Source organism: Bacillus cereus group sp. BfR-BA-01441, from assembly GCF_022663075.1.
Lineage (GTDB): Bacteria > Bacillota > Bacilli > Bacillales > Bacillaceae_G > Bacillus_A > Bacillus_A cereus.
The window spans coordinates 1-12993 of sequence record NZ_JAKUEU010000112.1; the positions used below are offsets into that span (position 1 = coordinate 1).

A 12993-nucleotide genomic window follows, 5' to 3' on the forward strand; every position below is an offset into this window, starting at 1 on the left:
CTATAAAATCTAATTCTTTATTATTATTTATATAACCTTTTATATGAGGAACTCCCATTGGACTTACCTTATTTTCTGTAAATGTAATAGATTTTACATCTTTAATATTATAACGAATATACTTTTCTACTCGTGCTTCTTGTACTTTCCAAAATTGTTCTTCTTTTTCTTTTTGTTTTAAGTATTCCATTGCAAAATACCCTCCTGCTATGAGCACTATAGCAGATATAACCAAAATCATTACTTTCTTCATTAGAAATTCCCCTTATAAAAAACACTTACCAATGTATTCTTCTTAAAAATAGGATAGAAAAGAGTAGTGCAAAGACTACTCTTGGTTTTTTACTTTCTCTTCTTTTTCAATTTCGGATACGGATTTTTCAGGATTTTTTATAAGTTTTCCTAGTTCTCCAGAACGTCCAAAGTGATCTTCAAAATTTTTCGTGTTACTAATATGTCCTATAAACCATAATTCTTTATTATTATTTATATACCCCTTTAATTGAGGAACCCCCATAGGGCTTACACTATGATCTGAAAATGTGATAGATTCCACATTTTCAATATTATAATGAATATACTTTTCTATCCGTGACTCTTGTATCTTCCAAAACTTTTCTTCTTGTTCTTTTTTATTTAAGTATTCCATAGTAAAATATCCTCCTGCTATAATACAAATAATGGATAAAATAATCACTAATTTCTTTTTCATTTAAAATCCCCTTGTATTTGAATATAGTTAAAATATACCATGAAATGAGTTGAAACATATGAATAAGTTTAGAAAGAATACCATTGCAACGGATGAAGATTATTTTAACCTATCAAATGATGTTTATGATAAGGACTATTTACACGAAAAAGCAGAAATAAAAGGAATCGATAATAAAAAGTGGAAAGTTATAGAAACATTTGACGCAGATGCCACAAAAGTGAAAAATGGATTACAAGCTATCGCAGTAGTACCAGCAGACAAATATGATGAAAATGCAACACATTATGACGATGTAATCATTGCATACCGCGGTACTGAATTTGGTAGATTCGATGGAGATAAAACCACAGATATAGTTCAAATTACACTTGGACAGAAAAAGAACCTTGGTGTAGCAGGCGAAAAGGTACCGACATCATTTGATAGTGCATTAGGATTTGCAGAAAAAATTAAGAAAAAATATAACCCTACATCTATTCACACTACCGGACATAGTAAAGGTGCTGCAGAAGCCCAATATGTAGCAGCAGAAATGGATTGTTATGCAACAACATATGCTGCACCAAATATTTATAGATTACTAAGTGATAAAGCAAAAAAACGAGTAGATGAAGGCGTAATGGAAAATAAAGTAGTAGATTATACTCATAGAAAAGATGCCGTAGGAAATTTTGAGCAATTTGGAGCACCTATGATTGGTAAGCAATTTACAACAAAAAGTAATGGAACGGATAGTTTTCTCGCAGCAGTATTTATGGGACAACATCCAATGTCAACTTTTAGAGACATGTTCCACAATAATGGTAGTGCTCGACTAGAATTAGAACCAGATGATATCATTCGTCATGCAAAAGAGATACAAAAAATAAGTGATATATTATCTGATATTGTAAAAAATATAGAGAGATTTCAACAACAAGAAGAGGATGAAGTTGCGAAATTAAAGAGTCAATTGAAGCATGAGACAGGTCCTGGAGGAAAATATCATCTGTTAGAAGAACATGAAGTAGATGAGGCAATTAGAGAGGTTGCAAAAATATCCCAAAATGGAAAAGATTATTTCCATGATGTACAGCTAGCAGAAGAACTAATTCATCTTTTACGGAAAAAACAAAAAGAATTGATTCATTTTGGAGATGATATTGCTTATGCAGCTAATTCATTACGAGATAAAGATAATCAATTAGGGACAAATTTTGAAGGACTGGCGATGAGATAATATGATGGATTTTATAGGGGAAATTCAAAAAATAGAAAAAGAAATAGAGAAAGCTGCAGTAGGTGCAGTTGGAACTATTATGGATGAGTTGCAAGCTGTTAAAAAGCAATTAGAAAAAGAAATGCAACAATCATTTTTAAAAACTGATGTAGCATTCAAAACAAATAGCATAGTAACAAGCCAAAAACATACCATCCAAAAAAACAAAGAAGCATTTCATGATGTATGTAAAAGTTTATCTGAACAAGGAATTGAATTAAACAAAAGTTTTGAAAGTAAAACAGGTAGTGCAATAAAAGAAACATTACATAAACATCTCGATCAAATTCGGAATGAAATGATTTCTAAACAATATGATTTAATTAATAGTTGTGGAAAGAAATAAAAAAATAAAGAATGGCTATTATTATCTTAATCTATATACATACAAAAAAGTCCTCTTATATAGGACTTTTTTGTTATTTCGAAAGTAAACTTTTGAATATTAGTTTACTTTCAAATCCTCTAGAACATTGCGCCCCAAACCAATTCCCTTGATATCATCAAAAATGATAAAAAAGTATACATTCAAAACGCTGTAAATAACCAAGAAAAAGCAAAACTCTACATTCTAGCATTAACTTCTCCTGTGTCTGCAGCAAGGTATGTAATAAAGAAAATGAAATCATAAAATGTAGTTATCAGGTCGGAGGAAGACACTTTAGGGTGTCTTTTCTTTTGTACATTAAAAAACTCACCATCCTACAGAAGAATGGACGAAAATCTCACAGATATGAGAAGAAGACTGTCTTTGATATTATGGGTGTTGTCTATGAAGATAATGGATTGAGAAAACAAAAGAAAATTGCATAATTAAAAAAATGAAACCCGTTAGGGTTTATTTGATATGCACATTTTTAAGAATATACTGCTATTTTAAGAGTGTAACCCGACTGAACAAAAGTTCAGTCGGGTTACACTCTTAAGTTGATGGGCATGTATGGTGACCCCTATTAGTTTAATCATTTATAGTTCTCTAATCCCTAATGTTCTTTCTGCAATTTTAACTGCATCAAGATTAACAAGTTGGCTACCATCTATATAAACCGGTACTTTTACTTCCGGAACCTGTATCAGTGCACCTACACTAGCAATAGCATCTCCTAACTCTTGAAATACTTTTGTACATCCTTCAGCAGCTGCTCTTAATCGCTCAATCTTTAGTTCAGCTTCATTTGTATCAACATTAACTTCAATATCTAATGTATTTCTTGGTTTCTTCTGTTCATCCATACTTCATCCTCCTAACCAAATGTCCATTTTGTTCAAAATAAAAGAGCGCCTGCAATGGACGCTCTTTCGAATTATTAGAGTATCGTTGACTCTTTTGCCTACTCTCACTTTATTTTATGTAAAAGTATTTTTGATATGAATAAGATAATTTTAAAAGAGCACCCGCGCCGTGGATGCCCTTAATGTGATAAGGGGTTTTCTCTGAGTATTGAATGAGACACGAAGAACTTGTCCCATAATTCAATATATGCTTGTCCTTTTCAAAAGGTGCAAATAAAAAGACACCTAATTAAGGTGCCTTTTCGAAACGTGTTAACGCGAGTAGCAAACACAATGAATCTTTCTCGGTGTCACTACCATCTTATGTTCAAGATTCTTAAATATGACTAATCGTTAATGTGTAATTTCTATATAACAAAGAAAAAAGCACCCGTTTTGGATGCTCACTTTAAATATTCTCTATAATAATGCCTTCCGTAATCCATTACATCATATAAGTTACTCCCTAAAGTTTTGTATGCATTAGGAGAGTTTTGTTTTACAAAGGCTTCTTGTATAAAGTGATAGTATGTACTATACAAGTCGCTATCTCACATTATTGATTGGACTTTAGATTTAGTATAATACTTGTACTCTTCAGACATTGTTCTTCTGATTTCTTTTAAACAATTCATAGCTTCTTTATCATCTTTTTCAATTACACTTAAACCTCTTTGTGCTAGTTCAACATAATGTCTAACATGAGATACTATTCTATCCTCTGTTATCTTCTCTTTATCAAAATAAAGTACAGATTCATTTAAATTCATATTCTATCCACCCCTCTCTTTAATTATATCAAAAAAGCCATCACCGAAGTGACAGCTTTCAAGGGGATGGGAGAAAAGAGAGGAAAAAACGGCAAAAGTTTCTCTTAGATCAAGGCTGAGTACTCTCAACCTTCTCCAAGCCACCGCATCATATAATTTTTTAGCTCTTATTAGCTACGCACTTTACGTTCGGTGGCTGAGAGAAGACCAAGAATCTTCTCGTTTATACTCCGTAGAGCTGGTCAATATATCGGCTGATGGAGGGCCTTAGCTGACCAAATCGTTTTATACAATGTAATTATATCCAAGACGTATATGTTTCTTCCGACGCCTTGTTTGAACCAATACACTAGAGGGACGGAAGGGGAATGTTTCCACAGTATTGGCTCAAACAAAGAGTGGAACTCTTTGCCCTCGTTTTGGTCATTAATAAGAATCGTGAGTAATTACTAATGTACGAGATACGTATACTTTTTAGCTTTTTAGAATGCAAGTGTCACTCAATCATGAGCAACCACCCCCATTCCATTTTCAAGAACCGACATATTAGAGGGAATAGACTTATATTTATTATCAACCCAGAGGACTCATTCCGAGCTGACTGATAAATACAATAGAAACAGCGTGACGAATGCAAGTTATCTCACACCCGCCACACTGGAATATGTCATTGTTATACATTCATTGGTCTTTTCGTCTTAATGCGGGTTCGTACCGTCGTGCCGGCCCTGCTATGTGGTATACGTTATCGTGACATTCTCGCATAAGAACGTTTTACTTATAGGTGTACTACTCCTTTTCGATATGAGGTTATCAAAGGCCTTGTACATTAAGAATACCGTTGATTTCATTATCCCCCCTCCCAATTTAGTCCCCATTTTTTTCGGTGTTTTGTCGATATTTTTAAAAACATAAACATTCCAATTTATTATATTTTTTCTTTTTTTGATAATATTTGTATCCAGTTCAGGTATTAATATCATATAATTAAACTATTATAATTTTATACAAGTAAGGATGGTTAGACATGACAGTAAAGCAAGAAAAAGTAACAAGGCGCGTAGTTTGTAGGAAATGTAAATCAGATCAAATAGTCGGTAATAAGCGTGGTTATAATTTCAAAAGGACATTTTTAATTCTATTTCTTCTGTTAGTTACACTTATTACTATTTTGATAGTTTCTATTTCTGTTCATGATATAAATTCTCGAACATCTCCACTTTATGATATTGATAAATTCGCTGCTGCTTTTATTATGTTACTAGGACCACCGATAACTTTATTCAGTGGATTTGTTGGTAGAAAAAATATTGTTAATGGCTGCATGAATTGCGGACATACATGGATGCCTAAAAAATAAAACATAAAAGCCAAATGGATAGTTAATTAAAAACTGTCAATTTGGCTTTTTTTATTATTAAATCATCCCTAAAGATGTAGCAATCAATCGAATCGTATTTTTCTTCTTATAATAGAAGTGATCTTTCTTCATCGATAATTCAGTGTAAATATAACTGTCTTTCGGTTTATCAGCATTTAATTACTTTCTCTTGATAATTTCTGCCTCATCATAGTCTTAAAACATACTGTAAAGCCTTATTAATCTGCTTGAACTTAATATTGCTAATATGTGTTGTGTCCCTAATCTCCGGGAACAAACTGATTCCTTCGTGTTCTAACTCCACTTCATTTTCAAAATAAGTTTTCAATACGCGCTATTCCTTTAGTATTTTCACTACTTCTTTCTGAACTTGTTTCTCTGTGCCTCTATCAATAGCTGGTAATAATGTTAATTGTCTCTCCATGACGGAATCCCCCTATTTCTAAATTTGTCTTTTTATCATCACATTAGGTATGTGAAATTTTACAATCTCTTTATTGAATAAAGGAACCATGCATAGCAATCCGCACCCACCATCCACTCTACATGGTTCCGTTATCCATTAAGCCTTTAATAATTTTCGTTTCTTGTTGGCCATCTTCTCCGCTTTCTCCAGGTAATCCAATGGATGCTGCGCAATGTTCTTTAAATCAAAACGTGTATCTTTCTCTCTAGACTTCGCTTCAAATGCTACAGCTCGTCCCTTATATACACCGTCATAGTCTACTGTGCTCTTTGCTCCATAGAATCCAGTTAGTACACGGTCACCTTTGCTTTTTAACACCTTGACAGGAATCGGAAGCTTGTTAATAAGCGCCACTCCCCCCTCTTTGATACATTTGCATTTCAAATGCCATCCCACGGTTTCCTAGTCCCATTGTTATTCCTCACTTTCTATTAAGAGTATTATTTTGTTGAATTTTTAACTACCAATCACTATAATATTTTATAATCTTTATATACAAACTTATTTTTAGGAGTAGATAGAATGCCAGTTACACTCGAACTTATTATTTTCATTCTTATAGCAATTAGTGCTGTGGGCTATTTGATAAAAGAATCTCAAAAAACTAAGAAAAGAACCCTTGGAATTTCACTAGAACTTTTAGTTCTTTTTTGGTCAATATGGAGAATATCGACTATCATAATTCAAATTTCAGAATATAATCTCTCGTGAATAAAATCCAATATTCCGTCAATACTGTATATGACATCAGATTTTCTCCTTGTTCCCCCTTGGAGAACCGAGCAGTTAGCTTTTGCTAGCTGCTCTTTATTTGTAGCACTTAATTGACTGGCGCACATATAATATTCTGTGTTCCTTTCTTTATAAAATAGTCGTTATAAAATGAGGTTCGTCACGAGAGCACTTTACTAAGTGCTCTTTTTATATTCTAACTTAATACAAAATGAAATTTTTGTTTGATTTCCCTAGCCGTTCCATATCGGATTTATATTATTTTCGTTACATTACACTTCATATTCATCTAGTAAACTCATTAAAACAGTATGATTGTCTGTCCGCTTATCACAATAATTCTAGGGCTTCTTTTTTAATAAGACTTTTATACAGTTTATTATTTATACCAACTTTTTAAATTGCATATACATAATATATTAATATTTTTGTAATATCTTTGTGTAATATCACGTGTTTCAAATACAACATTTTTTCATGGCCTCTTATCTTTCCGTAAGAGGTCCTTTTTTCAAATAACTATTTTGTTCACTTTTTTGATACATTTATGAAACATTCATGTGGTATCTTCAGTAAGTTCTTTTCTTTTCATAAATTGTGTGAGTTATACCGACACAAGAAGCCCTAGATCCCTAAATCTAGGGCTCCTTCGTTTAAATAACTATGTTTTTCGATTTGATGTATAGACAACTATATATTTAGATGTTGAAATATCATTGTGATTCCCACTTGGTTTCACATACGACTTTTTTTCTTCGGTTATGGGGTTCTTACGTAATAGTAAGGACCATTTTTTTATTTCAATAAGCATTTTATTAAAAATTTACATATACATAGCTTCCTTTAATAATTTCAATTTCTAATAAATCTATGTCTGTGTTATCAAATATTTCAATCACATGTAAAAGTTACGTAAAGATTGCTATGAGTCAATCCTTCCACCCCAGGAACGTTATATAATGAAATCGCAAACATTAAGTTTGTACCTTTCTGTACGACATAACTCTTTGCTAGGGGAACTCCTAGCCTTTTTTATTTAGTGCCCATAGCCAGTAAATCCGAAGCCCATATTTCTTTCTGATTCCAATAATCCCAACGTTTCTACTGACGCTATGACGCCTACTAGTGCCTCGTTCAATCAAATGAATTTCTACCCTTTAAATACGTCATAACGCTATGTCTCCTAATCCAAATTCATTATCTCTTCTAAGGTTCTATCAGAAATATAAGTGGTGATAATCTGTATCTTTCTGTATTTCTTTTTAGCCATTTCTATAGCTCTGCTCTCGGACTTCGCATCAAACCAACGAAGCTTCCACTTCTCGTCTTTGTCGTAAAACTCTACTGAGCACGTCATAACGCTATTCCGCTTCAAGAATTTGTTCACGGTACTTGTTGCGGTATAATCAAAACTTCCGACTACATCCTCCAGTGTTAGTTGTTTCATGCCCCTAACCCCATTGGACGCGATTTGATTTTTTTCTTATCTGTCTGATCCATAATCAATGCGGCGATTTCTAGTTGATGCCTTCCTAACTCTTTTGCTATTTCAAGAATATCTTTATCCTCATCCCACATTTCCCTTAATTGAGTCACTTCGCTTTCATCAAACACTAAATCCAACTCTTCTAAAGCAATATATAAGTTACGACGCGATTTCTTCATGTACTTCTCCTTCTGCAACGCCATTGTGTAATTCTCCTTTTCCAAATCCAATCCAATCCAATTCGTGGCATCCCATTTTCCCTCCAGCTGTAATTGATGAATTTCTCTTAACTCCTCCATAACGGCATGACGTCTTCTATCCACTTCGGAAGGACGACTTTAGATTGATTATTATCTAACATAGGTCTTTCACTCCTTATTTACTGAGAGAAAATTCATGGTATAATAGAGGTAGCTAATTTTAGGGAATGTTTTCTCTACAGCGCTCATTGCCATCGAGCGTTTTTTATTTTTCAATAGCTAACTTTCTGAAAGTTTGTTAAAATTTAGTTACCGATATGTGTAACAACTGGCCTGTGCTTCTGTACGGGCTTTTTTGATGCTTTCACGCATCGGAATATCCAGGAACCTCTCAATAAGGTGGAGAATCCCCATTAAATCCCTGAACATTCAGACAAGTAAAAGTTTGTCTATGTTCATAAATATGTAAAATCTTTATATAAAAATTTAATGAAGTGCGTGTTAAACTTATTACATTCCAAGAAGTCCTTTACTTTTAGAATCGACAATTCTTCAATACCCTTAGTCTTGCCCTGCATCCCCTTGCAGGGCTTTTATCATTTAGCTAGAGTGTGATATACCTCTTGTATGTTTCCTCAACCTTATCTGCGCTGTTATGTACACCCTTTGATCTTAAATCCTTTATAATTCACAAGATTTTCTTACGTTCATATTCATCACACTGCTGTTTATTTGTCATTCCGTGACCACCCTGTCTTTTTGTCCAGGCATCTATTCGGTGTACCAGGTATACGAATACACATATCGCTGCTGATACAATTAACAGTGATAATGTGCTTTCTTCCATAATTTAAACCGCCTCCCTATCCATTTCTGGAATGATTCCGCGTTTCGTTAGAAGCTCGTTACACATGCTTCCAAGTCTCATTTCTTACAACCTTCCCTATAGTTGAATGTGATGTTCCGAATGTTCTAGCCATTGCTCTAGGTCCATATTTAGAGTGGCCTGGTTTGTAGTGTTTTCTTATCCATTCAATTTGTTCTTCAGTAAAAACAGCTGTACATCAATGCTTTCTCGCACTTACGGATAAGGATATGCAATAGTGCATTTTTCTGTATGAAGTACCCTGATGCCTATTTTATCGTATTGATCAGTGAAAGTTACGACTCTCTTTTTTTATTTATGATATCCCGCCTTATAAATCTCTAAATCAATTTAATATGATAAAATAATTCATATTACATATAGGAGGTATATTATGAAAAAGAAATTTATGCTAATGATGCTTCTGTTTATATTGATGGTAGGATTACATCCTACTTCAATGACAAAAGCAGAAACCACTAGTACACAAGGTGAGCAATTTGAACAAGGTAAATATGATTTGAAAGCTGATTTTCCTTTTGGACAGAACTGGAATAGGAACTCACAGTATGCTGGAACAGAAACAGGTAAAGTGAAATGGGAATACAAGCTTTATGCAAAAGATGGTGGTACTCAATTGATGGAGTCTCAGCCAGCGATAGGAAGTGATGGGACGATTTATATTGGAAACTACAATAGAAAATTGTATGCGTTAAATAAAAATGGTTCAATTAAATGGATTAAAGATGATGTAGCATACTTAAGTAGTACACCAGTTATAGCGGAAGATGGAACAATTTATGTTACAAGCGGAAAACTAACTGCTTTAAATCCTGATGGTTCGATTAAATGGCAAGTTAAAGATGCAAGTACTTATAATACTCCCATTATAGATAGTGAAGGTACAGTTTATGTATATAACTCAAAAACAATAACTGCTTATAATTCGGATGGATCAAAGAAATGGGTATCAGATGAGATGTTTATAGGAGCTACCGATAGCAAGAATTCTACATTAGTGTCAAAAAACGGAACTATTTACACTTTGCTTTCAAGTGGTCAAAACTATTTTCTCTATGCTCATGATAAGAATGGCAAGGAATTATGGAATAAAAAGTTTAGCGGGAATGGGGGGAACCCTGGTTTTTCTTTAGGATTAAATAGTGAGTTATATATAAATGGTGGATCTGTTGTATATGTTTTTGACAAAAATGGAAATCCAATAAAGCAGTGGAGACAAGATGATATAAACTCAAAAGCTGCTCCTACAATCTCTTCGAAGGATGGGACAATTTATATAGCTGGAAATAGCGGGTTATCTGCATATAATCAAGACTATACATTAAAGTGGAAATACTCAACGGGTACTCAGGTTATTGTGAACTCACCAATAATAGATAAAAATGGTGTAGTTTATGTTAGGTCAGAACGAGAAGTATTTGCAGTAAATCCAGATGGAACACTAAAATGGAAAATGCCATTTTCATTATTCCATGTTGGTTCTTCAAATAATTCTATAAGCATTGATAAAGACGGAACTTTATACGCTGCTGGATATGTGGCAAAAATAAATTACTATGCTCCTGATGAAACGTATTATTCAGTAGTAGCTATTGGCGACTCTTATACAGACACTGTATGTACTAAAGATAGTACATACATGCAAGTACTTAAATCACTTGAAGCAAAGAGTAAGACTGCTAAGTTAACAGATGAAGAGAAGAAAGAAGCACGTAATATATTGAAGAAATTATCGGCTGATCTTGATAAAACAGAGTAGTAAACTTGGGCGGATCATTACAGATACAGTAACTTTTAAAGGGAGAGGGCTTCGGCTCTCTTTTTTATTTACTCTTTTTAAACTAGAACCTTTTTATACAACCTTCATAATATATATGGGACAAACTTAAACTCTTTTTTGAAAGGAATGATAAGATATGGCAGATTATTTCTGGAAAGATGGAAAGAAATATTACAAGAAAAAAGAAAAATCATGTAACTCTTCAAACTCCAATAACTGTTTCATAGAGACATTTACAATTTTCGGCTCTGAAACTACCCCTACAAGTCTTGAAATTCCACCCGGTTCTACAATTACCCTATTTGAAAATTTTACAACTAATCACAATAAAACTCTAATTCGCTTTAGTTTTAGCCCTGTATTTGCTGCGTTTGTTACATTGACTATTAGAACATTTAATTCCACAACTCCACAAACAATTACATTAACACCAGGAGATAGAAAAACTTTCTTATTTGAGGATGTTCAAAGTATTACTTTCTCAAATGCCACTACAGCTAACGCTTCACTTAGTCCATTATTTGTCCAACAAACAACATGTATCTGCTGTAATGAATCAAATTCATATTACTATGAGAGTAGTGACTATGATTATTAGTAGTTATTATAGAGGGCTTCGGCTCTCTTTTTTTGTAAAAAATAGGCATACCAGACAAACACTCATCCATTACAGTATCCATAATTTAATTTCATACAAACAAATACTAATAAGTAGGTGAATTATTTATATATATTACATTCCACAGAACTCCCTTCCTTATTATTGGAATTATGGACAAGATTATAGACAACAATTAACCTCAGACGTGCTATTACAAAACCCACAGATATATAATGGTTTAAAAGTTAAATCGCCTAGGGATATTAATATATATTTAATTGATAAGGGCACTAGGAGATTAATTCACGGCCCATTTGTTTATTTATCTTTATTTAACCAATCCCCATCTCATGAGGTATTAGATTTAGATAGAATCCCATTAGGAAACCCAATTATTCAAGGAACTCATTTATTTCGTTCAGATGAACCATCCAATCGAAGTATATATTGGTACGACAAAGAAGATGGAGTACACTGGGTAAAGCGAGGTATAGCTAGCCCTCAAGTCTATAGAAAATACGACTTTACTGAAAAAGTCCAAATTCATCCACAAAGTATTATCGACGGTATACCAGATGGGAGTGAAGTCAACTAATGTCATAAAATCTACTCATAAAAAAGGAGAAGCGGAGATGCTCTCTTTTTTTGTCTTTTAGATGTTCCCCCAATTCTAAAGGGACAATTATCCATAATGTTCCTAATTAGATATAATACATCAAATATATATCAAATTTATGTTAGGAGGAACGAACTTGAATGGATATTTTTCACAGACAGAGTCCTGTGTTAGGCCCTATGCCTGAACCTTGGACACATGAAATTTCATGGTGGTAGTGGTGGCATATTCCTAAACCAAAGTCTTGGCCACTACCAGATCCATATGCTCATCCTTATAGTATACCAGCACAACATTTTTAGTCATATCACCAATATCAACATCAACCATATAGGTGACTATTTTTTACTAATAGATAAAAAGGAGAGACTGGTACTCTTTTTTTATTTTCTACCGACAAAATATGACAATATTCGAATTAATTGTTTGCTATTATCATATAGAAATCTTACATTTATCTACATAATATTATTGTATTTTAAAGTTTTTAAATGTAAAAATTTCCGATGTAAATACATACCATTTAGGGAGATGGGGAAAATCATGAAAAAATTATTAGTTTCAGCAACAGCGGTAACATTATTAACAGTGGGGTACAGTTCTGCTGCATTTGCAGAAAAAAATCCAAACGACAAGAATTGCAGCCACTTTAAAAACAAACAAGAAGTTATGGAATTCTGGCACAGCAATGGATACAGTGCAAATAACGATCCTCATGACTTAGACCGTGACAATGACGGCTTACCTTGTGAAGTAAAAAAAGGGGACTACGATCAATTTGTAGCTAGCAAACAAACTACTAAAAAGGATGAAACAAAACCACAAGAACC

Annotated in this window: 13 protein-coding genes and 2 pseudogenes; 7 read left to right on the forward strand and 8 right to left on the reverse strand. The window is 33.3% G+C overall.

Annotated features, from left to right (window positions below; all coding sequences use genetic code 11):
* The coding region (locus MR107_RS26910; RefSeq protein WP_242292928.1) for a DUF1433 domain-containing protein at positions 1 to 253 on the reverse strand (253 nt) is incomplete at its 3' end.
* Positions 254 to 328: 75 nt separating this feature from the next.
* Positions 329 to 712 (reverse strand): DUF1433 domain-containing protein, encoded by a 384-nt coding sequence (locus tag MR107_RS26915; protein ID WP_242292929.1) that lies wholly within the window; start codon positions 710 to 712, stop codon positions 329 to 331.
* 58 nt (positions 713 to 770) lie between these two features.
* Between MR107_RS26915 and MR107_RS26920 the strand changes: the two genes are divergently transcribed.
* Both MR107_RS26920 and MR107_RS26925 read left to right on the forward strand, forming a co-directional pair.
* Positions 771 to 1934 carry an alpha/beta hydrolase family protein gene (locus MR107_RS26920; RefSeq protein ID WP_242292930.1) on the forward strand — a complete coding sequence of 388 codons (1164 nt, stop codon included), beginning with the start codon at positions 771 to 773 and terminating at the stop codon, positions 1932 to 1934.
* A gap of 1 nt (position 1935) precedes the next feature.
* Complete coding sequence (locus MR107_RS26925; protein ID WP_242292931.1) at positions 1936 to 2319, forward strand: hypothetical protein; 384 nt, start codon at positions 1936 to 1938, stop codon at positions 2317 to 2319.
* Positions 2320 to 2939: 620 nt separating this feature from the next.
* On the opposite strand, the gene MR107_RS26930 is transcribed toward MR107_RS26925, so the two are convergent.
* Both MR107_RS26930 and MR107_RS26935 read right to left on the reverse strand, forming a co-directional pair.
* Positions 2940 to 3206 carry a hypothetical protein gene (locus MR107_RS26930; protein WP_242292932.1) on the reverse strand — a complete coding sequence of 89 codons (267 nt, stop codon included), beginning with the start codon at positions 3204 to 3206 and terminating at the stop codon, positions 2940 to 2942.
* Positions 3207 to 3796: 590 nt separating this feature from the next.
* Positions 3797 to 4015, reverse strand: coding sequence for a hypothetical protein (locus MR107_RS26935; RefSeq protein ID WP_242292933.1), 219 nt, complete (start codon positions 4013 to 4015; stop codon positions 3797 to 3799).
* Positions 4016 to 5042: 1027 nt separating this feature from the next.
* On the opposite strand from MR107_RS26935, the gene MR107_RS26940 reads away from it, so the two are divergent.
* The gene (locus MR107_RS26940; RefSeq protein WP_064531656.1) at positions 5043 to 5375 is read left to right on the forward strand and encodes a hypothetical protein; all 333 of its coding nucleotides are present in this window, start codon (positions 5043 to 5045) and stop codon (positions 5373 to 5375) included.
* Between the two features lie 57 nt (positions 5376 to 5432).
* Here the strand turns inward: MR107_RS26940 and MR107_RS26945 are convergent.
* A pseudogene (locus MR107_RS26945) lies at positions 5433 to 5820 on the reverse strand (ArpU family phage packaging/lysis transcriptional regulator).
* Positions 5821 to 5991: 171 nt separating this feature from the next.
* Positions 5992 to 6274 (reverse strand): annotated as a pseudogene (locus MR107_RS26950) (Holliday junction resolvase RecU); the annotation flags it as partial.
* Positions 6275 to 6384: 110 nt separating this feature from the next.
* On the opposite strand from MR107_RS26950, the gene MR107_RS26955 reads away from it, so the two are divergent.
* On the forward strand, positions 6385 to 6573 hold the full coding sequence (locus MR107_RS26955) for a hypothetical protein (protein WP_064531659.1): 189 nt from the start codon (positions 6385 to 6387) through the stop codon (positions 6571 to 6573).
* Between the two features lie 1204 nt (positions 6574 to 7777).
* Here the strand turns inward: MR107_RS26955 and MR107_RS26960 are convergent.
* Positions 7778 to 8041: a hypothetical protein gene (locus tag MR107_RS26960; RefSeq protein WP_064531662.1), complete on the reverse strand. Its 264-nt coding sequence runs from the start codon at positions 8039 to 8041 to the stop codon at positions 7778 to 7780.
* Entirely contained in the window at positions 8038 to 8283 is a 246-nt protein-coding gene (locus MR107_RS26965) for a helix-turn-helix domain containing protein (RefSeq protein ID WP_142950294.1), read from the reverse strand. The genes MR107_RS26960 and MR107_RS26965 overlap by 4 nt, the downstream gene beginning before the upstream one ends.
* Positions 8284 to 9539: 1256 nt before the next feature.
* On the opposite strand from MR107_RS26965, the gene MR107_RS26970 reads away from it, so the two are divergent.
* From MR107_RS26970 to MR107_RS26980, 3 genes are all read left to right on the forward strand, one after another.
* Entirely contained in the window at positions 9540 to 10925 is a 1386-nt protein-coding gene (locus MR107_RS26970; RefSeq protein WP_242292934.1) for an outer membrane protein assembly factor BamB family protein, read from the forward strand.
* A 157-nt stretch (positions 10926 to 11082) separates the two neighbouring features.
* A complete protein-coding gene (locus MR107_RS26975) occupies positions 11083 to 11544 on the forward strand; it encodes a hypothetical protein (RefSeq protein ID WP_242292935.1) in 462 nt (153 codons plus the stop codon).
* A gap of 1162 nt (positions 11545 to 12706) precedes the next feature.
* The coding region (locus tag MR107_RS26980) for an excalibur calcium-binding domain-containing protein (protein ID WP_242292936.1) at positions 12707 to 12993 on the forward strand (287 nt) is incomplete at its 3' end.

What these genes read in the sequence shown, in the direction of transcription:
- MR107_RS26915 (WP_242292929.1), bottom strand. Translation starts at nt 712, where the DNA reads ATGAAAAAGAAATTAGTGATTATTTTATCCATTATTTGTATTATAGCA.
- MR107_RS26920 (WP_242292930.1), top strand. Translation starts at nt 771, where the DNA reads ATGAATAAGTTTAGAAAGAATACCATTGCAACGGATGAAGATTATTTT.
- MR107_RS26925 (WP_242292931.1), top strand. Translation starts at nt 1,936, where the DNA reads ATGATGGATTTTATAGGGGAAATTCAAAAAATAGAAAAAGAAATAGAG.
- MR107_RS26930 (WP_242292932.1), bottom strand. Translation starts at nt 3,206, where the DNA reads ATGGATGAACAGAAGAAACCAAGAAATACATTAGATATTGAAGTTAAT.
- MR107_RS26935 (WP_242292933.1), bottom strand. Translation starts at nt 4,015, where the DNA reads ATGAATTTAAATGAATCTGTACTTTATTTTGATAAAGAGAAGATAACA.
- MR107_RS26940 (WP_064531656.1), top strand. Translation starts at nt 5,043, where the DNA reads ATGACAGTAAAGCAAGAAAAAGTAACAAGGCGCGTAGTTTGTAGGAAA.
- MR107_RS26955 (WP_064531659.1), top strand. Translation starts at nt 6,385, where the DNA reads ATGCCAGTTACACTCGAACTTATTATTTTCATTCTTATAGCAATTAGT.
- MR107_RS26960 (WP_064531662.1), bottom strand. Translation starts at nt 8,041, where the DNA reads ATGAAACAACTAACACTGGAGGATGTAGTCGGAAGTTTTGATTATACC.
- MR107_RS26965 (WP_142950294.1), bottom strand. Translation starts at nt 8,283, where the DNA reads ATGGCGTTGCAGAAGGAGAAGTACATGAAGAAATCGCGTCGTAACTTA.
- MR107_RS26970 (WP_242292934.1), top strand. Translation starts at nt 9,540, where the DNA reads ATGAAAAAGAAATTTATGCTAATGATGCTTCTGTTTATATTGATGGTA.
- MR107_RS26975 (WP_242292935.1), top strand. Translation starts at nt 11,083, where the DNA reads ATGGCAGATTATTTCTGGAAAGATGGAAAGAAATATTACAAGAAAAAA.